Below are 26,616 nucleotides of genomic sequence, written 5' to 3' on the forward strand. Positions count from 1 at the left end.
CCGATAATTTATCTTCCAAATGCTTCGCCCCTACTGACAACTGACCACTGACAACTGACAAATTTTTTAATAGTATGAATGAATCTTTAATAATTCATTTAGAGCAAAATGGCAATCGAATTTACTAAGTATCACGGACTCGGTAATGATTTTATCCTCATTGATAACCGTTCCTCGTTGACACCAGTATTGACACCAGAGAAAGCGATACAGTGGTGCGATCGCCATTTTGGTATCGGAGCAGATGGTGTTATTTTCGCACTTCCTGGACAAAATGGCACTGATTACACCATGCGGATTTTTAACTCCGATGGTTCAGAACCAGAAATGTGTGGCAATGGAATTCGCTGTTTAGCGGTATTTCTGACGGAATTAGAAGGCATTTCTCGCACCAAGGATAAATATCATATTCATACCTTAGCAGGTGTGATTTCACCCCAACTCACAGATGAGGGTCAAGTTAAAGTAGACATGGGTGAACCCCGATTATTAGCAGGGGAAATTCCCACAACTTTATCACCTACAGAGTTTCAAGTCATTAATCAACCCTTAGAACTAGCCGACAAAACTTGGGATGTTACCTGTGTCAGCATGGGAAATCCCCACTGCATCACCTTTGTCGAAGATGTTGCGGCTATTGACTTAAAAAGCATTGGACCTAAATTTGAAAATCATCCCGTGTTTCCTAAAAAAACCAATACCGAATTTATTGAAATAGTCAATCGTAACTATTTGAAAATGCGAGTTTGGGAACGAGGCGCTGGAATTACTCTAGCTTGTGGAACAGGTGCTTGTGCGTCCTTGGTAGCGGGAGTATTGAATGATTTATGCGATCGCATTGCTACTATTGAATTACCCGGTGGCCCCCTAGAAATCGAATGGTCAGAACTTGATAACCGGATTTACATGACAGGCCCCGCAGAACGAGTATTTACAGGCAAATATTAAATTCAGCCTGTTTTGAGTTCTAAGTTATAAGAAAATAGGCTGAAAACCCCGGAATTGACACCTAAAAATCCAAAAAGTTTTCAGGTGTCAATGTTTTTTAAATACCTTATTTTAGTTAAATACTGATAGAAAATCAAGATTAATGATGTCAGTGATCATTTGACCAAATATTAGCCAGTATCTGTTAAGATTGATGAAGAATTAATAATTTTTAAGACCAATACTTGGAGAGTCTAATGTTTATTAGTGAATTATCGCCCCTATTTCAAGAACTTGCCCAACATCCAGTTTCATTTTTAGGTGGGTTTGTTTCCGGTGTTCTCCGACTTAATCTCAATGAAGATCCCGTCAAAAGTTGGCTAAATAAAAAATGTTGTGGAAATAGTTCCAGCAACCTCAGTACAGAGGCAGAAAATGGCAAAGCCAATGGACCGCAACAAATTACAATTGACTAAATAACGCAAGTTGTTAGTTATCTAAAATTTAAGCTGGTAATGGGTAATTTGTCAAATTTTTACCTATTACCTATCCAATAGGTTAACTAAAATTTACCAAAAAATCTAAATTTAATTGAGGATTCGTGATAGAATGGGAACAGACTCAAAAATATCTGTTAACTCCAGTAGTTATAAAGAAATAATTAAGCGTCTTATTATCTATCACAGTGATCATTCTAGAGTTAGAGCAAAGGATCACAATAGAATGAAAGTGATTCAGAGAAATTTGTCAGATTAGCTCATCCCAAAGGTTAGTATTCAGGCAATCACGAGCTATATCTTGTAGTGAAACTGCACGATCAACAGTAAAGTTCGCTATTGTGCAAGTTAATATTGCAGTCTGTGGGTGCAACTGGACAAAGTAACCAAAAACTTGTTGAGCAAGGATATTGCCAGAGGCTGGTTTTGATGATAGGGTAGGTTGAGATTCCGTTTTTGAGAAAAAACCCCCAGTGGAAGTTAGCCAGCTAGGGGAGTTTAGTTATCAGGGTGCATCTACTTGTTAATTGTTCTAGAGTTCTATGTAATGCTCCGGAAAAAATGGGTGAGTGGCAATAATTATTTTGTGCTAACCTACAGACAAAAAAACCCTCAGTGGTGTTAGCCAGCTAAGGGAAGTTAGTTATCAGGGTGCATCTACTTGTTAATTGTTCTAGAGTTCTATGTAATGCTCCGGAAAAAATGGGTGAGTGGCAATAATTATTTTGTGCTAACCTACAGACAAAAAAACCCTCAGTGGTGTTAGCCAGCTAAGGGAAGTTAGTTATCAGGGTGCATCTACTTGTTAATTGTTCTAGAGTTCTATGTAATGCTCCGGAAAAAATGGGTGAGTGGCAATAATTATTTTGTGCTAACCTACAGACAAAAAAACCCTCAGTGGTGTTAGCCAGCTAAGGGAAGTTAGTTATCAGGGTGCATCTACTTGTTAATTGTTCATTGTTTTTAACTTATGCTCCGGAAAAAATTACCCAAAGATTGCAGCTTGTCACATACCGAAAAAAATCCTGTGGCTGGTAGTTGGGTAGGGGAGTTAGTTGTTAGGATTTTATCTACTTAATCTACTTAATAGTTTATCTATCAATGCTTATAAACGCTCTTGACAAACAAGAGCGTTTTTTATTTGCCAAATTGACAATCTCAGGGAGCCAAGCCGCTGAGATTCTTCAGAGATTTTCACTCGTAAAGGCTGTGCCAAACAGCCACTAGACACTCCGCTTAAAGCATTGTGCTTACTTTTTCACAAGAATGCGATTATCCTAGCGAAAAATATGGAGGCTGTCAAGATACACCAAAAACCACAGCGGTTAAAACCGTGGTCAGTGAGCAGTTCGACAAGCTCACTGTAACACTTGTCGAACTGCCCGTGTCGTTTCCCTCTCAGGTCTAAAGACACGCTCGTTTCCCACTTATCACCAGGTCTTATGAAAAAAGAAAACCCCCAGTGAGTTTTAGCCAAACTAGGGGAATTGAAGATCAAGGTGCATCTACCAATAAACAGTTCTCGACGGGGATCAATCAATCCGGATAAAGTGGTTGCAGCCAACAGACACAAAACCCTTGTGAAAAAGTAGATTAAGATCAATAGGAAGGCATCTTTGAAACTTTAGAATGGCAAAAAACATCTAGAGTATTGGCAGGATTAGCCACTTGTGGCATGATTCTCAAAAACAATACTGCTAATTGTTCTATATTTCCTAGTGTCGGGTGAACAAGATCATGTCTACCGATGCCAGAACAGTTAATGTTTAAGGCATATAATCACAATGGGTGGAGATTTAAATGTGGCTGATAAGTAGGTTGGCGTTGAAAATTGTCGTTATAGCACTAAGTAAGAGACAAGAGGCAAGAGGCAAGAGTAAAGAAGTTTTCAGCGATTTTACGTGCATTGTATAGGTTTTATGGAGCAGAAATTGTGACCCAGGAATTTCACATTTCCGCAACGCAGGTGGGGCAAAATGACTATCTGGTGCGAACGGAACAAGTTGCACCTGGGGTACCGGTGGCAGAAGAACTGGTGCATTGGCCTGTGGCTGAGTGGTTGGCGGCCGCAGGCGATTTGATGGATGATCCTTTGCAGTTAATGTTGCAGGGGAATATGGTAGCCAGAAACTCTGTTAACTTGGTGTCCTTGGGTCAGGAGTTATATAATGCGCTGTTTCAAGGAACACTCAGGGATAGTTGGATTACTGCCCAAGGTATAGCCCAAAATCACCAACAGGTGCTGCGGCTAAGATTGGGATTGAAGGATACGAGATTGGCGCGGTTACCGTGGGAAGTGATGCACGCAGGCGATCGCCCATTGGCTACGGGTCCTTATATCACCTTTGCCCGTTACCAAAGTGGCATCGCCCCAGGCTCACGGTTACTGACTCATAATCTGCCCACGTCGCCGGAAGTACGGGGGATAAGAGTGCTAATGGTGATTTCTTCACCTACCGATTTAGCGCGGCTAGATTTGCTCAAACAAGAAGCTATTAATCTCAAGGCAGAATTGCACCGCCCAGCATTAAGAGTGGCTGATGGTAATCATCATCTTCCAGAAATTGAATTGACCGTTCTTGACGGGCCGGGGAGGGAAGAACTCACCCAAGCTTTAGAACAGGGACATTACCATATTCTCCACTATTCTGGTCATAGCAACTTGGGGGGCAATGGTGGGCAAATTTATTTAGTGAGTAAAAAAACTGGCTTAACAGAAACTCTCAGCGGAGATGATTTAGCTGGGCTACTGGTTAATAATAATATTCAAATGGCAGTGTTTAACTCCTGTTTGGGGGCATATCGGGCTAGGTCAGAGACGGAGTCAGACTCAGCAGAACGGAATTTAACTGAAAGCTTGGTAAAACGGGGAATTAGAAGTATTTTGGCGATGTCAGAACGCATACCTGATGAGGTAGCACTGACGCTGACACAATTGTTTTACCGCAATTTGAGTCAGGGCTATGCTGTAGATTTATGTGTAAGTCGGGTTCGTCAAGGCTTAATTTCTGCCTATGGTTCTCAGCAGATGTACTGGGCTTTACCAATTTTGTATCTCCAGCGAGAATTTGATGGCTGTTTGACACCAGAAGTTATGGCTACGCCACGGGGGCTATCGGAGTTACTGAACCAATATCAGCCCATCAAGCAGCCAAATAGTTATAATTATGCTGATATGGGAACTAACCCAGAAATTCCTTTAGCTATTGATGATATTCTCAATCCTAATTTTGGAGAGGAGACGACGGAGGTAGACTGGCTAGGGGAGAATACTTGGGGTGATCTGGGCGATGAAATTGAGTATGATGATCCCACTTATAATGAGGATTTGGCAATAGTTTCTGATTTGTTTCGTCAGCTTGGCAATCCGGTTGCTAAAACAGAAGAACCAAGTATGAAGACGGAATTAATCGCGGAGAATCATCATTATTTGTCGGAAATGCAGGTTGCCCAACCGAAACAAAATTTAGATTGGGAAAATGTCCCAACTCAGATTACCCCAACTCCCTTGAATCTTGAGAAGCGTGAGGTAAATCCTCAGTTATCACCGTCACCTGTCCCTCCAAAGGGTAATCGTTTTCACCGAACAAAATCACCATTGTTAGTGTATGGTTTGGTGGGAGCAAGTGCAATTACTGTCATTGTTGGTATTGGTTGGTGGTGGCATCAACGACAAGTGCGGAAGTCTGCTGATGTGCCGCCGATTCCTGGACAAAATCTCACAAGTAATCAGTATCCACGGATTAATTTAGCTAATTCAGCTACGGGAATTGTCACGGCAACGGCAACGGCTCAGTTGAGTCAAGGTCATTTAACGGCTGGGTTAGATGCTGTTAATGAATTACTGAATCGTGGTGCTTTGACGGCTGCGGAAACAGCTTTAAATTTGATTCCTACTCAGGATGCTGAAAATCCAGCTGTGAATTTTTTCCGGGGGCGTTTAGCTTGGCAGTCAGTCCAAACTAAAAATAATAAATATAGTATTGATGATGCTCGTCGTTATTGGGCTAGGGCTGTAGAAAAGCAGCCAGATTCTCTTTTGTATAATAATTCTTTAGGATGTGCCTATTATGCGGAGAATAATCTCAATTATGCTAATGATGCTTGGTTCAAATCTCTGAGTTTGGCATTAAAGCCCCAACGGAATAAAAGTTCTGATCCAATGAAATATCCCCAAATAGCTGGAGAACCGGAGGCTTTGACGGCTTATGCTGGATTGGCTTTGGGTTTATATAAATCTGCTAACAGTCAACCCGCTGATAAACGCCAGCAATATTTACGGGAAGCGATTAAACTTCGGCAAATGGTGATTCAAAATGCGCCCGCAGACTTTACTATTGAGAGGTTATCACAAAATTGGCTGTGGACAGAACAGGCGATCGCTGATTGGAGAGCGCTTTTGCAAGAAAATAGTCCATAATTGTGGACAATGATCAAAAAACCTTGTAATCCCATACATCAGGCTAAAATTAAATAACTATGACTATATTTACAGCCTGAGACAACGAATCTGCTTAGATATATAAACGACGTTATTAGAAGTCAGGAATCAAAAAAATGAAAAAAGTAGAAGCCATTATCCGTCCATTTAAACTAGATGAAGTGAAAATTGCCCTAGTTAATGCGGGTATTGTCGGGATGACAGTTTCTGAAGTTCGGGGTTTTGGACGGCAAAAAGGGCAAACTGAACGCTATCGGGGTTCGGAATACACGGTAGAGTTTCTCCAAAAACTGAAAGTGGAAATCGTTGTTGAAGATGCCCAAGTTGATATGGTTGTAGATAAGATTATCTCCGCAGCCCGGACTGGTGAAATCGGTGATGGTAAAATTTTCATCTCCTCTGTTGAACAAATTGTCCGCATTCGGACAGGAGAAAAAAATACGGAAGCCGTATAAGTATTAAGTATTGGGTGTTGAATATCCAAAAAATTGGCGTTGCTGAGTCTGTAAATGTGAAAACAGAAAATCAGCCGCGCCTTTTATACACCCTCTAAGGGTCTTCCAATTAAATTTTGCCAAAGTTGACATACTCACCGACTTGAAGGTGCGGGGAAACACTTGACACTTCGCCAGAACCCGCCACAAGTGGTCTTATCGTCCCTCCATGTCAGGCATAATACTGTTTATGTTTCCACTTTTTGGGCTAAATGTAACTAGTTGAAAAGGGTATTAAGGGTATTTTTGCAAAAAATTAGATTGTGGTAGCGAATTATATATCAGTGAAGGACAAACTGTACAAAAAGGACAAGCGATCGCTGCCGTCGGTTCTACAGGCTTCTCCACGGGTCTCCATCTCCATTTTAAAGTCCGCCGCGATGGTACACCTGTTGACCCAGCAAATTACTTATAATTAAATGCTGTTTAAATTCAAAAAGTATGTTATACTATCAAATGTATAAGGGCGCGTGGCTCAGTGGATAGAGCAACAGGTTCCGGTCCTGTAGGTCGGGGGTTCGAATCCCTCCGCGCTCATTTTTTATAATGTCACTTGTCAGATTATTTGACCGCGTTGACAAGTTGGTGTCCGTCTTGCCTGTAATTAGTGATACGGAAGACGCAGTATTTATTACTCCAGGTCTAATTTGGTGGGACTGGCTGCTTTGGTATATTGGCTGTCTACGGGGATAAGTTTTGATATTGCTTGTGAAACTCACAAAACACCTAAGGAACAAGAACCGGAGTTGTTTATTTCGGGTCAGGGGAGGCGGTTTATGTTGTTGTGATCACAGGATGATTCGCTTTCTTTGGTAGAATTTGACAGGGAAAGAGCGATTCCTAGGTCGCGCTTCGCTATCGCATCTTTGGATGAAGGTAAAGCTGTAATTCCTGTGTGGTTAGATGTTATTTATCAATGGCTGGAGGTTAAGTTAAAAATGTGATAGGTACAATAAATAGCCATAATTAATCAACTTAATATTTTGTGTACAAATGTATGATTCAGTAAAATTTTTTGTTTATTATCTGCATCTTATACACTTCTTGGTAAACTAATAAGGTGCTTACTATTACAATAAACCTACTAATTAATATGGAAACTAAGCAGATATATACAAGTTTTATTCATTGGTTCGGTAGTCATGGTAAAAATTATGGCTTTATTGTCAGACCTGAAGATATAGACAGTTTCTCAAAAATGTCCAAGTATGAGAAGTATCAGCAAGGTTATCGTTTTGATGAGGAAAATATTATTGACCAAAAGTTCTTAGGTTATTTAAAAAAAGATAAAAAATTACATGGAAAAGGTATTTATGTTCAATTTGAGTTAATTCCTTGGGAAAATGGTAAGACAAAAGCCATTAATGTACAATTATCTAAGGATATTGGAACAATTAATCATCCTGATTTTTTTGTAAAAAGCCTGATTGTCAATATTAATCTAAATCTTCTTTCATTAAAAGAAATAGAATTTAAAATACATGAAAGAACTGAATTTTTACAAGATTTACAAGCAATTAATCCTGAACTTAGAAAGGAATTGAAGGAATTATCTGAAAAAATTCCTGCAATTTCCATAAAATATTCTGCTTTAAGGGATTGTTTGACAACTCCATTTGAATATGCTCGATTAGTTAATAAATATATTGATGAATTAGATAAAAATCTACAATATGAAATTGTAGAAGAGTTGAGGAATAAAATACAATCCACTAATTCTTATAAAAAGATTGATTATTATTTGAATAATATTAAATATCCGCAGGAATACAAGGGATATTTATGGAAAGTAACACCGAAAGAATATAAGCTCGAAAAAATAAAGGAAAGATATCAAAAATTCTTTACTCTGGTTAAGAAATTTGCAGAATCTGGTTATCCTGACGAACATAAGATATGTGGTAAATGGCAAGAATTATATTCTTTAAATCAAGATGAACAAGAATTGATTAAAGAATGGATAGACAAAGATAATGATGATGAATTTGTAAAAATGGTTGCTGCTCGTGGTGCTGAAAAGTTAGTAGCAAAATACTATGAATCTATTGGATATGATGTAGAAGATATTTCGATTAAACAAGTTGAAAATCATGATGGTGGAGATTGGAAAAAATATGATATTAGAATCACAAAAGAAAAACAACCTATATATTTAGATGTTAAAAATGCTAGATCATCTCAAAATTCAAAGGTTTACTCCTCATTTTGTGTTAGAAAATTAAAGGAATATCGTGAACAAGATATTAAAATTATAGGAGTTCTTTCCCCTCTTCTATATCAGAATGATTATCAATCCAAGAAATCCAAGAAATATATACATATAATATGGTACTGTGCGAATAAATTGAATGAGGAAGAAAAAATAGAATTAGAAGACAACATCAAAGATGATTTAGCTAGAGATAAAAAATCTCAAAATCAAAACATCACAAAAAATGATATTTTACAAGCTATAGAAAAAGAAAAACAAAATCAAGATATTTGCAATTCTGAGCAAATTAAAATACTGGGAACTTTTGATAAACGTGATATTAGTGAACTTAAAGAATTGTTTTTAGGGGAAAGTCTAGCAAGAAGTATTAATATTAGTAATGAAGGAGATAAGCCTTATTATCCTCACTGGTTATTTGATTATGATGACGATTTTTATGTTAACCAAATAAAGATCATCGAAGAATTTAGAAACTTAACTAATGAGGAAATACCATCATATGAAGCATATCAAGAATTTAACTCAATTAAAAAACAATATAATGCTTTACCTTTATTTCTTGCTGCTAAAAGAAAATTACCTAATGACTGGAGAAAAGAATTATCTGAATGGAGATGCAAATTTATTGATAATATTCTTAATATTAAATCTCAAAGAATTAAATTACCTCATATATTTTTAGCTATACTCAAGCATTTTCTGAGTATGATTGGTAGCAATAGTAATAATCAAGATTATGATCCTCTGAAATATTTAGAAATTTTATATACTCACCAAAATCTCGATGAAGATCCACATCCTTTGAAAATATATGATCCTGTTAAAGATCAACATCCTAATTCTTCCAAAAAATCACCGACGATTATAAATTTTTGTGAAACTTTGAATATTTTATATAGTCGCAGAGAAAATCTGAAATTAAATGAGTTTGTAAAATTCCATTTTCAAGGTAAAGGATTATTACAAGGAACAAAATTAGGAAGTAATGAGAAAACAAGAATTTTAGCCTATTGTGGTAAATGTGGATATCCTCATATCATTAGGAATGAAGAACTAGGTAAAAATTATAATATATGTAATACTTGTAAGCGTCTAGTTTGTCCTAAATGTCAATATTGTAATTCTAAATGGGAAAAAGATAATCAAAATAAAAATATCGAAATTTATTGTCCTGGATATATAGCAAGAACCAAATCAATCAATATTGTCATTTTAGTAGGTAGAGTAAATGCAGATCCAAATGTTAAATATTTTGATAGTGGCAAGATAAAATGTAATTTATATTTAGCGGTAGATCGTCATACTAAAAAAGGTACTGATTTATTTAAGTTAGAAATGTGGAATAAAATGGCCAAAATTGCAGAAGAAAACTTACGTGAAGATAGTCTAATTGCTGTTCAAGGTACTTTGGGTTTTGAAACATGGAGAGATGATAAAACAAAAGTTAATCGCTCTCAACCTGTTATTAAGGTCGAGAAATTAGATTTATTAGATCCCAAACTAAATCAGCAATACAATCTTAATGATTGGTGAATATTAATAATTCATCCATTCTGATAAACCTACCTATCCAACTTTATATAAAGAGAATGAAAAAACTTGACTCAACTGAAAGTTTTATTTTCTACAACCTTTGTTAAAATTATCTAAAAATCACTTTAGCAAACTTATCTAAACCGTATGATAGAACAAGAAAAAACTAATCATTATTTTGTTGACGAAGCTGGAGACTTAACATTTTTTGACAGAAAAGGAAGAATTATAGTAGGACAACCAGGAGCATCTAAATTTTTTATGGTAGGTGTAGCCCAAGTTTTTCAACCAGAAAAAGTAATTTTAGAACTCGCAGAACTCAGAAAACAACTTTGTAATGATCCCCGATTTAAAGATATTCCCTCAATGCAACCGTCAGCCAAAAAAACTGCAATTACTTTCCATGCTAAAGACGATCATCAAGATGTCAGAATGGAAGTTTTTAAACTGATGCAAACTTTTGAAGTAAAAATATTTGTAGCTATTAGATGCAAAGCAGAGTTAGCCGAAGCAACCAAAAAAACCTATGAAGCTTTGAGCAAAAAAATAAATCAAGATGATATATATGATGATCTAGTAAAACGATTATTTAAAGATCGTTTACACAAAGCCAGTGTTAATCATATCGTTTTTGCCAGACGTGGTAAAACCGCACGGGAAGAAGCACTACAACAAGCAATTAATCAAGCTAAAAAGAACTTTGAGACTAAATGGAAAATATCCTCAGATAGTCAAACAATTATTACACCAGCCTACCCATCGGAATATGCTGGCTTGCAGGTTGTTGATTACTACCTATGGGCTTTACAACGATTATATGAACGTCAGGAAGATAAGTATTTTATGCCACTTGCTCAAAAATACAGGATGATTATGGATTTAGATGATCGGCGAAATAAGAACTATGGAGAGTGGTACACCGATTCCAACCCGCTATCACTAGATCAACTAAAATGGTTTGTGGGCTAGGTCTAAGTAGACAAGCTACCCAAACACACGGCATGAAGCCGACGTTCGCCCACACCTATATTATATCATTTATAATTGGAAATTTCAAATATTTGGCTTGAGCATTTCCACCCCACAACCTTTGAGAACCCGCAGCGTTCTATCTCTAATCTCTGCTACCGTTCCCTTAGTCATTTGATACTTCAAATGCTCAATAATTGCGGCAAATAAATCCTTTCCACTACATTCTTGCGGTATTTGGATATAAGCAACAGGCACAGTTGGCGGTTTTCCCGCTTCTTGTTTGGGTTTGTGCCTGAGTCTGTAGGCATCACAACCCATAGTTTTACCCGTTCTTGACTCTCCTAGCACCCTACCAGACTACCGTGATTGTCGCTTACCATCTAACCAATCATGGAGCATTTTCACCTGTTCCAATGGAATAAAACTTTTCCGATTCAATCGGTGAATTTCTGCTTGTAATTTCTCATCATTGGGGAGAATATCACCTAATTCTTGAGCAACACTTTGGGCTTGTTGTGAAGTCATGATTTACCACCCGTAATCTTCGCGCATTTGTTCATCATCAAAAACCGAGAGAAAAACCAATGCAGATTTAATATAGTAAATATGTACTATCACCGCTAGAGAATAGCAGCAAAAGCATGGTTCGCACCACCTTACCCAACCCTCGAAAAGCTTGATCAAGAGGATTTTTCCGACTATAGCTACCCAACTTACGCAGTAGCATCTAATATTCTGTAGCTAAAAGTACAGTTGATTTGAGGATGTCATGAGATGATCCATAAAAAGATAGAGATTTATGTAAGTTAGACACTGAAACAACCTAGTTTCGGTGACAGAAATATAAATTACGACTAAGGAAAAAGCTACAACCTTTGATATTACTTGCAAATTTTTAATTTACATAAAGCGGACAATATTAAGTATATAATTTGCTATCTTGCATTAATTAATAATTAATACTTTTTTGGGGTTTGGTGGTAAAAACCACGCATTTTTTCAGATTTTGATTAAGGTTTGCCTTCAGTAAAAATATCACCTATGCAAGTCCATCTAACTAATCGGCAACAAAATATACTTTGGGCGACTATACGTCATTACATTGCGACAGCAGAGCCTGTTGGCTCTAAAGCTTTAATTGAAGGATTTGATTTAGGTATTAGCTCGGCTACTATTCGCAATGTGATGGGTGTTTTAGAAAAATCAGGGTTACTTTATCAACCACATACTTCTGCGGGAAGAATTCCTTCTGATTCTGGTTATCGGATTTATGTTGACCAACTAATTAAACCATCAGAAACTTTAGCTAAAGAGGTAGAAACGGCATTACAAAGACATTTGCATTGGGAAGATTGGAGTTTAGAGGCTCTATTACAAGGTGCAGCCCAAATTTTAGCAACATTAAGCGGCTGTATTACTTTAATTACTATGCCACAAACCACGACAGCAAAGTTACGACATTTGCAACTAGTGCAAATTGAATCCGGGAAGATTATGTTGATTGTGGTGACAGATAGTTATGAAACCCATTCTAAGGTGATGGATTTATTTTCAATATCATCAGTAACTAAACCTGAACCGGAGGTAATTGATCATCAATTGCAGATAGTTTCTAACTTTTTGAATAGTCATTTGCGAGGAAGGAGTTTATTAGAATTAGGCTATCTTGACTGGAGTGAATTAGATCAAGAATTTCGAGTTTATGGCGAATTTTTGAAAAGTTCTTTGGTAGAATTGACTCATCGCGCTCTTGCACCAACGACTACACAAATTATGGTGCGGGGGATTGGAGAAGTCTTACGACAACCTGAGTTTTCTCAAGTACAGCAGGTACAGACAATTATGCAATTGTTGGAAGAAGAACAAGACCAACTTTGGCATTTAATTTGTGAAAAAACAGAAATGGATGATACAAATAAGTCTAAAGTAACGGTGCGGATTGGGACAGAAAATCCTCTTGAACCTATTCGCACCTGTACTTTGATTTCTGCTATTTATCGTCGGGGTTCTGTGCCAGTGGGAAGTGTGGGAGTTTTAGGTCCAACTAGGTTAGACTATGAGAGTGCGATCGCTGTGGTCGCAGCAGCAGCAAATTATCTCTCGGAAGCTTTTAGTTAATTTCCATAAATTCATGATCAGAAAAATCACTTTTGGCTTACTATGGCTAGGATTTGTTTCCTATGCCTTTTTCTTTGCTCCTCCTGAACAACCGGATACTTTTGAGTTGATAAAAAATCTCTCTACAGGAAATTGGCAAGGGATTAATCCGCTGATTATATGTTTATTTAATATCATGGGAATTTGGCCTTTTATATATAGTGCAGTGGTATTTTTTGATGGTAGAGGTCAAAAAATACCTGCTTGGCCATTTGCTAGTGCTGCTTTTGCTATTGGGGCTTTTGGGCTTTTACCATATTTAGCTTTAAGAGAACCCAATCAAAAGTTTGTAGGGAAAAAAAAATTATTTCTCAAATTACTAGATTCTCGCATTTTTGGAATTTTATTAACTTTAGGTGCGGCGGTTTTATTTACCTATAGTTTACAGGGAGACTGGGATAATTTTCGACAACAGTGGGAAACCAGCCGATTTATTCACGTCATGAGTTTGGATTTTATCATCTTGAGTCTATTATTTCCCACGTTGTTAGGAGATGATATGACAAGACGAGGTTGGCAAAATAATCAGTTATTTTGGTTATTTGCGATCATTCCTGTGTTTGGAGCTTTGATGTATCTGTGTGTGCGTCCACCTATAGATATAGAAAATCAAAAAGGAGTTGAGACAACAATACTCCACTAACTCCTGACTACTAAAATTAAAAAGGTAAGTATCCAGTTGTGAACAACATCTACTGAAATTACAGGAGACAAAAAATGTTTAATCGCATGATGGGAAAAACTCGCTATATTGTCTGTCGTTTGTTCTTGCATTTAAACGGAGAAGAAGTAGCGCCAATCTTAGGTGTCCTCAACAGTAGTGCTAGAACAGCGATTAATGCTGACGGTGATCTGGATATTTTAGGAGAAGAATTGGTGCAACTGTGCCAAACTTTCCTACAATATGATGAATATTGGTTTGCTGCTGCTAATGAAGGTGATGTCTTTTGGAATCAAGGGGAAGCAGGAGATTATGTCAATGAACTATTCACAGACTCAGCCCAAAGATATGGGGCTAATCTTGATTTTAATTCCACTTCCTCAAATCAGCCCTTATCACTTCCTGTCACCCGTAACATCGTTGTCATGATTACAGTCGCTGCTGAAGGGGAAATTACCGAGTTAGAAACTGATTTAGCCAACATCCCAGCTTTGAAAGCAGCCTTTAAAGCCGTAATTAATCTACACTACAAACATAAACTCCGCGCTATCCAAGTGCATTTTTCTCCAGCCCAATTAGGTGATGAACTTTCCAGTGATCAATTATTGGAATATTATCCAGAATTGATCCCACTGTAAATGATTCGTTAGTCTGTAATTAGTACCCGAAAACAAACATGAACACAATGATTATCAGTATACTACGTAAACTTACAGTTGTTTGTTTAGCCTTAACTTTGTGCTTAACAACTGTCGCTTGCGGGGGAGGAAACCAAGCTAATTCTCCAACTAAGAATATTAGCCAAACTGCTACTCCCACCAAGTTAAATGATGGTCAGTATGAAGTACAACAGGGTACATACAATGATGCCAATGGTGAGTATACCTTGTTTTTACTCAATAACAATCCCCCCAGCTTTGCCACAGAAAAGCTGCAAATGGCACGATTGACTGATGATGAAATCAAAGCAGGTAAGAAAACTTACTTAAAAGTAGAAAATAGTCAGCCAGTCTTATACATGACCGAGGACTTCAAACTTGAGTACGTCCACAACGTCACCGAAACCAGAAACAATCCCCAAACCGGACAACCGGAAACTGTGATTGTGCGCCAACAAAGTAGCTTTTGGGCCCCTTTTGCAGGAGCTTTAGTTGGTAACGTCGCTGGTCAAGCTATTGGTAGTATGTTGTTTAGACCTCAATATTATGTTCCCCCCGTTTATCAGCCAGGTGGGATCATGAATGGTCATGGTGGCTATGGTTCTAGCTATGATTCGGCTGTTTCTAGTTACCGTTCTCGCTACAATGAACCACCCGCAGCAGTGAGAAATCGCACCACTTTCCGCACTACAGGAAACATCAGAAATTCGTCTTCAGGAACCGCCAACCGGACTACAACAACTGGACGAGCTTCTGGTTCTGGTTTTGGTGGTAGTACCCTTACACCTTCTGGTAATTCTAGCTCTACTCGCCGCAATTCTGGTAGTAGTTTTGGTAGTGGTGGCCGTTCTTCAAGTCGCCGTTCTTCCGGTTTTGGTAGTAGAAGAAGATAGGAAATTTATGTATTAACTCTTGATTCCTAGGTTGGGTTGTGGAACGTTTACTTTCGCCCAGCAATGGTACGTATCTCTGACGGGAGGCGTTAGCCATAACCCAACATGAGCGTTGGGTTGCGCTATCGCTTCACCCAACCTACACAAAATGCTAAAACTTCAAGTCTTGAGCATTGACACTAATAGACTGAGGATTTTGATTTGTCACTGATTGTGCTAATTTGCCATTAGAAAGAACAGCAATGGCACGGGTATATTGGGGATCGCTATTTGTACCAATTAAATTCGGATTAGAAGCTAATTGGCGTTCTTGAGTTTGGGTCAAGTCTAGCTTGATATCGGGGGCAATCCCTTTATGATTGATATCTGTACCATTGGGTGTATAGTAATGGGCAATAGTCACTGCTAAACCTGAACCGTCTCCTAGTTCATGGACTGACTGTACCAAAGCCTTACCGAAGGTTTGACTACCAACAACTACAGCCCGTTTATTATCCTTGAGTGCGCCGGTGAGGATTTCACTAGCACTGGCGGAATTACCATCAACTAAAATTGCTAAAGGTAGTTTGGTAATGGCTGTCCGATTAGCTTGTGTTTGAGCGCTCGATCCTTTGCGGTCTACGGTTTTGACGATATGACCGTCATCTAACCACATCCTGGCAATTTCTATACTCGCATTTAACAAACCACCAGGATTACCTCGCAAATCTAAAACGTAGGAATCAACTTTTTGGTCGTTCAACTTGCGAATGGCTACACGCATTTGATCAGCGGCATGAGAGCTAAACTCTTGTAATCTAATATACCCAACTTTCCGACCAGCTTCTTGTTTGAGGGTATATCGGACTGTGGGAACTTCTATTGTCACCCTGGTTAATTTAACTTTAAATTTGTTATTTGCTCTTTCTAAATCCAAACTAACAGAAGTACCTATCTGCCCACGAATCAACTTTGAGGCATCTTCCACGCTCATTTTCAGGGTAGATTTACCATCAATTGCGATAATCTCATCACCTGATTTGAGTCCGGCTTTCAGGGCTGGAGAATTTTCTATCGCTTCAATAACGGTCAGGCGTTTGGTTTTTTCGTTTAGTTGCATCCGAATCCCAATCCCGGATACTTCCCCAGATGTTTGACTAGTCAAGGATTCATATTGTTTGGGGTTCATAAACCGGGTGTAGGGATCACCTAGTTTCTGTAAAGCTTCGCGGATTGCTACATAAGCCTCGTCTTTAGAAGTATAGTCTTTACTTAATAGGCTTTGTCTGATTGCTTGCCAATCTTGTTGGTTAAATTTTTCATCAACATATTCACGATTCACCAACTGCCAAACTTGGTCAACTAAGGCTTTCGGACTGTCTTGTAAAGCCGCATGAACTGAGCGTGTCAAAGCTTGACCAAATACGGATATAGTAGCAGTTGTGGCGATCGCTCCACCAATCAGGGCAGCTTGGAGCGGTGAGTAACGTTTCACAGATTGGTTCATGTATATTAGCTGAAATAGTTGTGTTTTTGACAGTTTATCAATCAGAATTTTCTGATGTTTTCTAGTTTTTTTTATCCTAATAACCTTGATACTTCATCTATCTTTTGGTTTTTTGTTAATGATGAGTCAGATATTGTATTTGTTGGTTAACAAATACGGTTCGATTTTATCAGTTTTTTTACAGAACAACACGAGTATTTAACACTTAGGTGAGTGTCATTTGTAAATGCCCAATTATCTTCTTCACCATAGCACTTTCTTGGCTTAGTAGCTGAGATTTACATCAATAGATAGTTAAAGTTTTATTAAAAATTTATCTTAATTAATTCATTTTCAGGGCAAATTTAAGAAATTGTGGCAATTGTTACAAAAATTATTTTGGGGGTTAAAACTGCTCCTGATTATTTGGCTGGTTTTGGGGCGTTGGCATAGCCCGTCCTAGACATCGCTCTGGCGGAAAAAATCTGTCCCCACGCACTGACAATCCTACTAGTAGTCTGTCAAATTTATTTTGACGGGTTTTTGGTAGTGCGGTCAAGATGCCCGCGTGAGCGAGACGCTCACACTACAGTCCATCATTTTTATCTTGACAAACTACTAGACGAAGTTGAAAAATATCATCAAGTCGTTCAAGTTTTTGGTAGTGCGGGCAAGATGCCCGCGTGAGCGTCTCGCTCACACTACAGCCCATCATTTTTATCTTGACAATCCTACTAGACGAAGTTGAAAAATATCATCAAGTCGTTCAAGTTTTTGGTAGTGCGGGCAAGATGCCCGCGTGAGCGTCTCGCTCACACTACAGCCCATCATTTTTATCTTGACAATCCTACTAGACGAAGTTGAAAAATATCATCAAGTCGTTCAAGTTTTTGGTAGTGCGGGCAAGATGCCCGCGTGAGCGTCTCGCTCACACTACAGCCCATCATTTTTATCTTGACAATCCTACTAGACGAAGTTGAAAAATATCATCAAGTCGTTCAAGTTTTTGGTAGTGCGGGCAAGATGCCCGCGTGAGCGTCTCGCTCACACTACAGCCCATCATTTTTATCTTGACAATCCTACTAGACGAAGTTGAAAAATATCATCAAGTCGTTCAAGCTATAGATATTCATGATCAACTGACTAATTCTGGTAACTCCCAAAGTAGCATTAGCGACAGAGAACAGGTAATATCTGCACTATAACTGATTAGAGAAGATTTACTTCGCGCCTTAAAAAGTGAACGGATTTTGCGCGATAATAAAAAATTGCTTGCTAATAACCAAGATTTAGTGGTAAATAATTTAGCTAATCTGCAAACCTTACCAGTTAGTAGTCAAGCTAGTGAATATGCTCAACTTCTTAATCAATCATTACAGATTGCCTTAGATGTGCAAGCAGAACTTGTGAAAATTACAGAAAGTCTAGTTTAAATTTCCTAAAATGAATAACCAACCTAAAATAATTGTCCTTGATGATGATCCCACTGGTTCACAAACCGTCCATAGTTGTTTATTATTAATGCGTTGGGATGTAGAAACTTTACGTTTAGGATTAAAAGATGATGCTCCCATTTTCTTTATTTTAACTAATACTCGTTCTCTGACTCCAGAAGCAGCCGCATTTGTAACTAGAGAAGTTTGTCATAACCTCAAACTTGCCTTAGCAGCCGAAAAAATAGAGGATTTTCTCGTAGTTAGTCGTTCTGACTCCACCTTACGCGGACATTATCCTATAGAAACTGATGTTATTGCTGAAGAACTCGGTCCATTTGATGCTCATTTTCTTGTGCCGGCATTTTTTGAAGGGGGAAGAATTACCCGCGATAGTATTCACTATCTAATTATTGATGGTGTTCCCACTCCCGTACATGAAACAGAATTTGCTCGTGATTCTGTCTTTGGATATAATTACAGCTATCTGCCTAAATATGTGGAAGAAAAAACCAAGGGACGGATTAAAGAAGATACTGTTACTAGATTTTTACTCGCAGATATCCGTGCTGGTAGTTTAGAAAGCTTGTTACAACTTGAGAATAATCACTGTGGTGTCGTAGACGGAGAACATCAAGATGATCTTAATATCTTTGCGGTAGATGTATTAACAGCCGCAAGTCGGGGAAAACGGTTTTTATTCCGTTCTGCTGCGAGTATTTTAACAGCTTTGGCTGCCTTACCACCCCAACCCATTGCTGCTGAAAGTATGGCAAAATATGTGCGCGATGGTAAACCTGGTGCAATTATTGTGGGTTCTCACGTTAAAAAGACAACTCAACAGTTAGAATCATTATTACAAGTTGAGGGAACGGTAGGCATAGAAGTTAATGTTGGCAGATTAATTGATGGTGGGGTAAATGAATCTGCTAAACTGCTAACGGAGATTCTCGAAAATGTCAAAGTAGTACATAATGCTGGTAAAACACCAGTAATTTATACTAGTCGGCAGGAATTGGCTTTTAAAGATGTCAAAACTAGGTTAGATTTTGGCAGTACAGTTTCCGCTTTACTTATGGATATTGTCCAGGGTTTACCATCTGATCTAGGATTTCTCATCAGTAAGGGGGGTATTACTTCTAATGATGTTCTCAGTACGGGACTGGCTTTAACTTCAGCCCGATTACTTGGTCAAATTTTAGCAGGTTGTTCAATGGTAATTACACCATCTGATCATCCCCTGTTTCCTAATTTGCCAGTTGTATTGTTTCCCGGTAATGTCGGCAATGCTGATGCTTTGGGAACGGTTTATCAAAGATTGATAGGAAATAGGGAATAGGCAAGAGGCAAGAGGCAAGAGGCAAGAGGCAAGAGTCTTACCAATTACCAATTACCAATTACCAATTACCCATTCTCAATCTTTTATGAAAATCTCAAATTTTAGTGTATTTTGGCTAGTGCTGCATGAATTCTGATTCTGCTAAATCTGAGGAAATAAAGGCTGAATTTCCTAATTCAGAATCTATTTCTCATCAGATTGATCAAGAGGTAAATAATTCTCATTCTGTCGAAAATAATGTAGATGCTGGTAATTCTGCTAAATCTGAGGAAATAAAGGCTGAATTTTCTAAATCAGAATCAGTTTTTCATCAAGTTGATCAAGAGGTAAATAATTCTAACTCTGGCGAGATCAATCCAGATTTTGCTGATCATAAAGTAGAATCTGATCCTGTTATCCCTAATTCAGAGTTAAATTCAGTAATTGCCTTTTTAAAAGGTAATTCTGCTGCTGAAAATCCAGAATCTAAGATTCCTAATGGGGGGGAATCTGGTTCGATTTTATCTGATTTACCAAGTGCTGATTTAGAATTACTAGGACAAAAGGTAGATCATAATATTCAAGTTCAGTTAAAGACTGAAGGAGAGCGACTATTATTGATTTTGCCCACGGAATCTCAAGTATCACCATCAGAATTCAATTGGTGGGAAATTTGGCAACAAATGAAACAGCGTCTCAATGCGGGCGATCGCTTACGGAAACCAAATACATCCCTGCATCTAGTAGCAAAAGATAGATTGTTAGATAATAGACAATTGCAAGATTTGGCAGAAACTTTAAATACATACCAAATTCAACTAAAATCCGTAGCTACCAGTCGGAGACAAACGGCGATCGCTGCTTGTACCCTGGGTTATTCCGTAGAACAAACCCAACTCCACACATCCCTCACTTCCGATATTCAACCGACTCCCAGCGCCCTAGCAGATGCCCTCTATCTGCAAATGACAGTGAGATCAGGTGTAGAAATTCGTCATCCCGGTACGGTAGTTATCTTAGGAGATATCAATCCTAGTGGTATCGTCATTGCCGATGGGGATATTCTCATTTGGGGAAGATTGCGGGGAGTTGCCCATGCTGGTGCCGGTGGGAATCGGGAATCTCTGATCATGGCCTTGCAAATGGAACCAACCCAATTGCGAATTGCTGATGCTGTCGCTAGATCACCAGAAAAAACCCTCACCAGCTTCTTTCCTGAAGTTGCACATATTACATCTGAAGGAATTCGCATTGTTAAAGCCGCTGATTTTTCCCGCAGTCAATTAAGTAGTCGGACGCAATTAGTTACACAAAATCTGATCTAAAATTCTTGCTTAGTTAAGAATCTACAGCAGCTTTCAACATTCAGCAGTAAAATCCTTTCGGTGCAAGGCTTGATGATTAAAATTTGTACCTCATTTACCTGCAATATGCTGTATATGTAATTAATTTCTGTTAGGTTACTAAAGTTAGAATCAATCAATAGCTTTAAATATTTTATTGTTGTTCCCTGAACTCTCATAAAGCATTATCATGACCCGCATTATTGTCATTACCTCCGGTAAAGGGGGAGTGGGTAAAACCACAGTTTCAGCTAATTTAGGAATGGCTTTAGCCAAAATAGGCAAACAAGTAGCCTTAATTGATGCAGATTTCGGACTGAGAAATTTAGATTTACTTCTGGGACTAGAAAATCGGATTGTTTATACAGCGGTGGAAGTTTTGGCTAGGGAGTGTCGTCTAGAACAAGCTTTGGTTAAAGATAAACGACAACCTAATTTGGTACTCCTCCCAGCTACCCAACATCGCAATAAAGAATCCGTCACACCTGACCAAATGAAGTTACTGGTAAATGCCCTAGCACAAAAGTACGAATATGTAATGATTGACTGCCCCGCAGGAATTGAAATGGGGTTTAAAAATGCGACTGCACCAGCCAAAGAAGCCCTGATTGTCACCACTCCCGAAATTTCCGCTGTCCGTGATGCTGACCGGGTAGTAGGATTACTCGAAGCCCAAGGTGTCAAAAAGATTAACTTAATAGTTAATAGAATTAGACCAGCAATGGTAGAGGCAAATGATATGATGTCTGTACAGGACGTTCAGGAACTTCTCGCCATTCCCATAATTGGAGTCATCCCCGACGATGAGCGGGTGATTGTCTCTACCAATCGGGGCGAACCTTTAGTATTATCAGACACTCCCTCTTTAGCTGCCACCGCTTTTGAGAATATTGCTCGGAGATTGGAAGGGGAAACTGTCGAATTTCTGGAGCTTGACTCATCTAGTAAAAGTATCTTCTCTCGGTTGAGAAAGATGTTGTGGTCAAAAATTGTTTAATTTATTTGCCAGTGTTTCTGCCTTACACATACCCGCAATGATTCTTGAAATTTTAGAAAAATTTTTTGCTCGTAGTCCCGATAACAGCCGCGATGATGTTAAACGTCGTCTGCAAGTGGTAATATCCCATGACCGTGCGGACTTAGACCCCCAAACTTTAGAAAAAATGCGTCAGGAAATCCTGGAAATCGTTTGTCGCTATGTCGAAATAGAAACAGATGGTTTGGAGTTTTCCCTAGAAAGCAGCCAACGGACAACGGCTTTAATTGCTAATTTACCAATCCGTAGGGTTAAAGAAAGCCTAGATGAAACAGTTCTAGAAAATAGTGATATCCTACTGTAGGGGCGCAGGGTCTGCGCCCTGAATTGTCTTGGATTGGATATTAAAAAGCGAATGGGGGCGTTAATTTGGCCACCGTCCCATGAGGTGACCAATTACGGATAATTCTGACATTAATTTATCAAACAGGTCTGGGGTTAAAGATTGGGGTCCATCCGATAAGGCTTTAGCTGGGTTGGGATGTACTTCTATCATTAGCGAATCTGTACCCGCAGCGATCGCTGCCATGGCCATAGCAGGAACAAACTCAGACCAACCCACACCATGACTAGGATCAATCATAATCGGTAAATGGGTCAATTTTCGCAAAACTGGCACAACGGATAAATCTAGAGTATTGCGGGTATATTGACGGTCAAAAGTTCTAATTCCCCGTTCACACAAAATCACATTGGGATTACCCGCCGCTAAAATATACTCAGCCGCCATTAACCAATCTTCAATAGTCGCCGCCATACCCCGTTTTAGCAGGACTGGTTTGGGTTGCGCTCCAACTTTCTTCAACATGGAGAAATTCTGCATATTTCTCGCCCCCACCTGAATCACATCAGCAACTTCGCCAATTTTCTCCAAGTCTTCCGTATCCATTACTTCTGTAATAATCCCCAGTCCGCTGACCTTTCGGGCTGTAGCTAACAATTCCAAAGCACTTTCACCATGACCTTGAAAAGCATAAGGTGAAGTACGAGGTTTATATGCCCCACCGCGTAAAAACTTAGCTCCCGCAGCTTTTACCCGCAGTGCTGTTTCTACAATCATTTCTTCATTTTCCACAGAACAGGGTCCAGCGACAACTACCAAAGGATGATGTTCACCAAACACCACATCACCTTGAGGACTATTCACCACCACTTCAGAAGCTTCTCCATGACGGAATTGGCGACTGGCTCGTTTATAGGGTACTTCCACTCGTAATACTTGCTCAATCCATTGACTCAATTCTTGAATGCGGGGCGGGTCTAAATCCGCAGTTTCCCCAACTAAAGCAATGACTACTTTATGTTGACCAATAATTTTTTCTGGTGTTAGTCCCCAGCCTGATAATTCTGTGGTAATCCGATTTATTTCTTCCTGTGGGGAACCAACTTTCATGACGATAATCATTTACAAGTTCCTTTTTTAAGTAGATTTTTGATTAACTAACTTTAGATTAACAACAAAAACTTATGAAAAAAAATGTAGCGTCAGGTACTTTCTCCTAAATAGAGAGTAATTTGTGCTGAATTTTACTAGAAAAATTGGCTCTACCGTTCCCTTTATGTAAAACAACATTTATTGTAGGTTGGGTTGACGCAAGGAAACCCAACAAATCTTACTATCCTACTGCCAATATTGGGTTTCACTTCATTCAACCCAACTTACGAAAATTAAATTAATATTCTTTTCCATAAGGGGAGGAGTAGAAGCATAAGTTTTTGATTACAATTAAACATTTTAATCTATCCAGTCATAGTGTTTACAAATCAAATATAGCAATTCCCATTCAAGTGAGGTACAAGAGTTAATAATCAAACGCAGATGGACGCAGATAAACGCAGATAATTTTGTACTTCATTAGACTAGGAAATGCTATATAATTGTTATACAGTAGAATTTTCATTAATAATGCGACGGGATTCGATTTTTTATAAATTGTTCAAACAATTTCCTAGTTTGTTGTTTGAATTAGTAGATGAACCACCAGCAGAAGCCGATAGTTATCAGTTTGAATCGGTGGAAGTAAAAGAAACGGCTTTCCGAATTGATGGGGTGTTTCTACCTCCAGCTAATGCAGTTTCTCCAGTGGTGTTTTTTGCAGAGGTACAATTTCAGAAAGATGAAAATTTATATTTTCGCTTCTTTTCCGAATTATCCCTGTTTCTCCATCGCCATTCTATTCGTTATTATGATTGGTATGGTGTGATAATTTTTGGTTCGCGGAGTTTAGAACCATCAAATCTAAAAATTCATCGGTCTTTATTAGCAGGTGATCAAGTTCGTCGGGTATATTTAGATGAATTGGGGGATGTACAGCAGCAACCGTTGGGATTAGGTTTAATGTTGCTGACGATTAAGGAAGATACTGAAGCAATAGAAGCAGCAAAGTTTTTGTTAGCTGAGGCGCGGAAACAGTCGGAAGCAGCGATAATAGATTTAATCACGACGATTATTGTTTACAAGTTTAAAAAATTTAGTCGCAAGGAGATTATAACTATGTTGGGATTAGATTTAGAAGAGCCAAGAGCGATACAGGAAGCCAAGGAAGAGGGAGAAAAAATAATCACATTACGTTTTTTAAAACGGCGTTTGGGTAATATTCCTGATGAGTTGTTGTCGCAGGTACAGCGGTTATCATTAGTACAGATTGAAGATTTATGTGATGTGCTGTTGGATTTTGTAACTGTAGCAGATTTGGAAGGTTGGTTACAGCAGCAATAATTTTATTAACTCAAGTTGCTAGTTATTTAGTTAAGGCTGGTAATGGATAATTGGTAATAGGTAATTGATAATAAAATTCATCTTTTAATCCTGTTCATCCTTTAATCCTGAACATCCTGATTCTGACAATGTGTCTAACTAGCAACTTACGTTATTAGTTTAATACAATACAATAAAACTGCAAAATAAAATTTTAATTCTGTAATATAATGCAGCAAGATTGCAAATTAATCTAATTTAACTGTTAAATAAAAATTTATCTTTGTAATGCAATACAATAAAACTGCATAGTAATACTTTATTAAAGTTGGGTAAGCTGTTGTTAACGTCGGAACAAACGCCAGGAAAAGATAATAATACGTTTGATTAGTAGTTGTAGACGATGCAATAGTAAGGTTAACACAACTGATAGGTTATTCAACAAACGTTTATAAAAAGAAGGAGGTATGAGTTGCTGTTGTAAAAGTTGCAATTTGTTCCGAAAGATTATTGTATTAGGGTGATTAGTTCCTTGCACTCGTTCAGACATAGCTAAAGCTTCAAAGTAAAGAGGTTCAGCTTCACTGTATTTTCCTTGGCTATCGTAAAGACCTGCTAAATTGTTCAAGCTAGTAGCAACATCAGGATGGTCGTCTGTAAATAGCCGCTTTGTCATTTCTAAAACATCAAGGTAGAGAGGTTCTGCTTCACTGTATTTTCCTTGGCTATTGTAAAGAAATGCTAAATTGTTTAAGCTAGTAGCAACATTAGGATGGTCGCCTGTAAATAGCCGCTTTCTCATTTCTAAAGCATCAAGGTAGAGAAGTTCTGCTTCACTGTATTTTCCTTGGCTTTTGTAAAGAAGTGCTAAATTGTTCAAGCTAGTAGCAAAATCAGGATGGTCGCCTGTAAATAGCCGCTTTCTCATTTCTAAAGCATCAAGGTAGAGAAGTTCTGCTTCACTGTATTTTCCTTGGCTTTTGTAAAGAAGTGCTAAATTGTTCAAGCTAGTAGCAAAATCAGGATGGTCGCCTGTAAATAGCCGCTTTCTCATTTCTAAAGCATCAAGGTAGAGAAGTTCTGCTTCACTGTATTTTCCTTGGCTTTTGTAAAGAAGTGCTAAATTGTTCAAGCTAGTAGCAACATCAGGATGATCGCCTGTAAATAAAGTTTGACAAACTTTTACTAATTTCTGACATCAAAATTCTGCTACTTGATATAATCCTTGTCCTTGATAAAATCTTCCTAACCCTTCAAATACCCAAAGGATTTCATCAGCAACCATAGATACTGGTAAATTATTCTTTGCTGCTGTTTCTTGGTTAATTTCATCTATTAACCGTTTTCCTAAATCTTCCCAATGAACAACAACTAACTGGAAATTTTCAATATCTTGAGAAGTGGGTGATTGAGGAAGGATTTTAGCAACGAATATCATAAAAGTAATAAAAGTTCTTTCGAGAATTAGCTGCTTTTCTCCAACTTCTGCTAACTGTTCTTGCAAAAACAACCGCACTAAATTATGAATTGTATAAGCTTCTGGTGATTCTTGTCCTGTTTGTAAAAAGTTAACTTGATAAAGTCTTTTTTTAGAGGTAGTTAATTCTTCCTTTGTCCAAATTAGTTGTTTTTCCTTATTCTCTACTTCAAACTCAATTACCTCAACTACCAAATCCCAAAGAATAAACTGAGGAGAAAATAAACTTAAAAATGCTCCCAGATATTGAGTTTGAGTATCCAGTGTTTCCCAAGTTAAATTAAAAGCGGCTTTAATTCCCAATTGAGTTTGATTGATAGTTTCTCTTTTTTGTAAAGCTGTTTCCGCTAACTTACGTTTTTGCAACCGTTCTAAGAGGATGTTTGAAAAGTATCAGAAT

22 protein-coding genes, 1 tRNA gene and 4 pseudogenes are annotated in these 26,616 nt (G+C 38.2%); 20 read left to right on the forward strand and 7 right to left on the reverse strand.

All coding sequences use genetic code 11. The features are described from left to right. Window positions 1-108 precede the first annotated feature (108 nt). The 10 genes and pseudogenes from dapF (at window position 109) to FJR06_RS18875 (ending at window position 11,073) form a co-directional block, all read left to right on the forward strand. Entirely contained in the window at window positions 109-948 is an 840-nt protein-coding gene (gene dapF, locus FJR06_RS18835; protein ID WP_015079581.1) for a diaminopimelate epimerase, read from the forward strand. Window positions 949-1,184: 236 nt separating this feature from the next. Further along, window positions 1,185-1,403, forward strand: coding sequence for a hypothetical protein (locus FJR06_RS18840; protein ID WP_015079582.1), 219 nt, complete (start codon window positions 1,185-1,187; stop codon window positions 1,401-1,403). A 1,954-nt stretch (window positions 1,404-3,357) separates the two neighbouring features. Beyond that, the gene (gene hetF / locus FJR06_RS18845; RefSeq protein ID WP_015079583.1) at window positions 3,358-5,844 is read left to right on the forward strand and encodes a cell division protein HetF; all 2,487 of its coding nucleotides are present in this window, start codon (window positions 3,358-3,360) and stop codon (window positions 5,842-5,844) included. A 137-nt stretch (window positions 5,845-5,981) separates the two neighbouring features. Then, window positions 5,982-6,320, forward strand: coding sequence for a P-II family nitrogen regulator (locus FJR06_RS18850; RefSeq protein WP_015079584.1), 339 nt, complete (start codon window positions 5,982-5,984; stop codon window positions 6,318-6,320). Between the two features lie 307 nt (window positions 6,321-6,627). Beyond that, window positions 6,628-6,774, forward strand: a pseudogene (locus tag FJR06_RS18855) (M23 family metallopeptidase); the annotation flags it as partial. A gap of 49 nt (window positions 6,775-6,823) precedes the next feature. Next, a tRNA-Arg gene (locus tag FJR06_RS18860) sits at window positions 6,824-6,896 on the forward strand. 9 nt (window positions 6,897-6,905) lie between these two features. Then, a complete protein-coding gene (locus tag FJR06_RS24515) occupies window positions 6,906-7,052 on the forward strand; it encodes a hypothetical protein (RefSeq protein ID WP_254433112.1) in 147 nt (48 codons plus the stop codon). Window positions 7,053-7,168: 116 nt separating this feature from the next. Further along, complete coding sequence (locus FJR06_RS24775) at window positions 7,169-7,303, forward strand: hypothetical protein (RefSeq protein WP_256369518.1); 135 nt, start codon at window positions 7,169-7,171, stop codon at window positions 7,301-7,303. Window positions 7,304-7,452: 149 nt separating this feature from the next. After that, a complete protein-coding gene (gene ssb / locus FJR06_RS24995; protein ID WP_371724273.1) occupies window positions 7,453-10,104 on the forward strand; it encodes a single-stranded DNA-binding protein in 2,652 nt (883 codons plus the stop codon). Window positions 10,105-10,251: 147 nt separating this feature from the next. Beyond that, window positions 10,252-11,073 (forward strand): DUF3800 domain-containing protein, encoded by an 822-nt coding sequence (locus FJR06_RS18875; protein WP_168652033.1) that lies wholly within the window; start codon window positions 10,252-10,254, stop codon window positions 11,071-11,073. Between the two features lie 84 nt (window positions 11,074-11,157). On the opposite strand, the gene FJR06_RS24525 is transcribed toward FJR06_RS18875, so the two are convergent. From FJR06_RS24525 to FJR06_RS18885, 3 genes and pseudogenes are all read right to left on the reverse strand, one after another. Next, window positions 11,158-11,424, reverse strand: coding sequence for a TniB family NTP-binding protein (locus FJR06_RS24525; protein WP_371724274.1), 267 nt, complete (start codon window positions 11,422-11,424; stop codon window positions 11,158-11,160). Between the two features lie 9 nt (window positions 11,425-11,433). Beyond that, the gene (locus FJR06_RS24530; RefSeq protein ID WP_254434454.1) at window positions 11,434-11,601 is read right to left on the reverse strand and encodes a hypothetical protein; all 168 of its coding nucleotides are present in this window, start codon (window positions 11,599-11,601) and stop codon (window positions 11,434-11,436) included. A gap of 106 nt (window positions 11,602-11,707) precedes the next feature. After that, a pseudogene (locus tag FJR06_RS18885) lies at window positions 11,708-11,803 on the reverse strand (Tn3 family transposase); the annotation flags it as partial. Window positions 11,804-12,117: 314 nt separating this feature from the next. Here FJR06_RS18885 and hrcA point away from each other — a divergent pair. From hrcA to FJR06_RS18905, 4 genes are all read left to right on the forward strand, one after another. Next, window positions 12,118-13,194, forward strand: coding sequence for a heat-inducible transcriptional repressor HrcA (gene hrcA / locus FJR06_RS18890; RefSeq protein WP_015079588.1), 1,077 nt, complete (start codon window positions 12,118-12,120; stop codon window positions 13,192-13,194). Window positions 13,195-13,207: 13 nt separating this feature from the next. Beyond that, window positions 13,208-13,876, forward strand: a complete 669-nt coding sequence (locus tag FJR06_RS18895) for a hypothetical protein (RefSeq protein WP_015079589.1) — start codon at window positions 13,208-13,210, stop codon at window positions 13,874-13,876. A 74-nt stretch (window positions 13,877-13,950) separates the two neighbouring features. Then, window positions 13,951-14,532: a DUF1517 domain-containing protein gene (locus FJR06_RS18900; protein WP_015079590.1), complete on the forward strand. Its 582-nt coding sequence runs from the start codon at window positions 13,951-13,953 to the stop codon at window positions 14,530-14,532. A 47-nt stretch (window positions 14,533-14,579) separates the two neighbouring features. Continuing rightward, window positions 14,580-15,446: a hypothetical protein gene (locus FJR06_RS18905; RefSeq protein ID WP_041458312.1), complete on the forward strand. Its 867-nt coding sequence runs from the start codon at window positions 14,580-14,582 to the stop codon at window positions 15,444-15,446. Between the two features lie 151 nt (window positions 15,447-15,597). On the opposite strand, the gene ctpB is transcribed toward FJR06_RS18905, so the two are convergent. Beyond that, on the reverse strand, window positions 15,598-16,932 hold the full coding sequence (gene ctpB / locus FJR06_RS18910; protein ID WP_015079592.1) for a carboxyl-terminal processing protease CtpB: 1,335 nt from the start codon (window positions 16,930-16,932) through the stop codon (window positions 15,598-15,600). Window positions 16,933-17,981: 1,049 nt separating this feature from the next. Here ctpB and FJR06_RS18915 point away from each other — a divergent pair. From FJR06_RS18915 to minE, 5 genes and pseudogenes are all read left to right on the forward strand, one after another. Then, a pseudogene (locus FJR06_RS18915) lies at window positions 17,982-18,344 on the forward strand (hypothetical protein); the annotation flags it as partial. Window positions 18,345-18,354: 10 nt separating this feature from the next. Then, window positions 18,355-19,683 carry a four-carbon acid sugar kinase family protein gene (locus tag FJR06_RS18920; protein WP_015079595.1) on the forward strand — a complete coding sequence of 443 codons (1,329 nt, stop codon included), beginning with the start codon at window positions 18,355-18,357 and terminating at the stop codon, window positions 19,681-19,683. 125 nt (window positions 19,684-19,808) lie between these two features. Continuing rightward, the gene (gene minC, locus FJR06_RS18925) at window positions 19,809-20,987 is read left to right on the forward strand and encodes a septum site-determining protein MinC (RefSeq protein WP_015079596.1); all 1,179 of its coding nucleotides are present in this window, start codon (window positions 19,809-19,811) and stop codon (window positions 20,985-20,987) included. A gap of 208 nt (window positions 20,988-21,195) precedes the next feature. Further along, window positions 21,196-22,002, forward strand: a complete 807-nt coding sequence (gene minD, locus FJR06_RS18930; RefSeq protein WP_015079597.1) for a septum site-determining protein MinD — start codon at window positions 21,196-21,198, stop codon at window positions 22,000-22,002. A 37-nt stretch (window positions 22,003-22,039) separates the two neighbouring features. Next, window positions 22,040-22,345 (forward strand): cell division topological specificity factor MinE, encoded by a 306-nt coding sequence (gene minE, locus FJR06_RS18935; protein ID WP_015079598.1) that lies wholly within the window; start codon window positions 22,040-22,042, stop codon window positions 22,343-22,345. A gap of 60 nt (window positions 22,346-22,405) precedes the next feature. Here minE and aroF read toward each other — a convergent pair whose 3' ends face one another. Next, a complete protein-coding gene (gene aroF, locus FJR06_RS18940; RefSeq protein WP_168652035.1) occupies window positions 22,406-23,446 on the reverse strand; it encodes a 3-deoxy-7-phosphoheptulonate synthase in 1,041 nt (346 codons plus the stop codon). 501 nt (window positions 23,447-23,947) lie between these two features. Here aroF and FJR06_RS18945 point away from each other — a divergent pair. Further along, complete coding sequence (locus FJR06_RS18945; protein ID WP_168652038.1) at window positions 23,948-24,760, forward strand: DUF2887 domain-containing protein; 813 nt, start codon at window positions 23,948-23,950, stop codon at window positions 24,758-24,760. 322 nt (window positions 24,761-25,082) lie between these two features. On the opposite strand, the pseudogene FJR06_RS18950 reads toward FJR06_RS18945, so the two are convergent. Beyond that, a pseudogene (locus FJR06_RS18950) lies at window positions 25,083-25,922 on the reverse strand (tetratricopeptide repeat protein); the annotation flags it as partial. A 15-nt stretch (window positions 25,923-25,937) separates the two neighbouring features. Next, window positions 25,938-26,582 carry a hypothetical protein gene (locus tag FJR06_RS24060; protein WP_168652036.1) on the reverse strand — a complete coding sequence of 215 codons (645 nt, stop codon included), beginning with the start codon at window positions 26,580-26,582 and terminating at the stop codon, window positions 25,938-25,940. Window positions 26,583-26,616 lie beyond the last annotated feature (34 nt).

The sequence above is a fragment of the Dolichospermum sp. UHCC 0352 genome (assembly GCF_009711925.1).
In the GTDB taxonomy this organism is placed as follows: Bacteria; Cyanobacteriota; Cyanobacteriia; order Cyanobacteriales; family Nostocaceae; genus Dolichospermum; species Dolichospermum lemmermannii.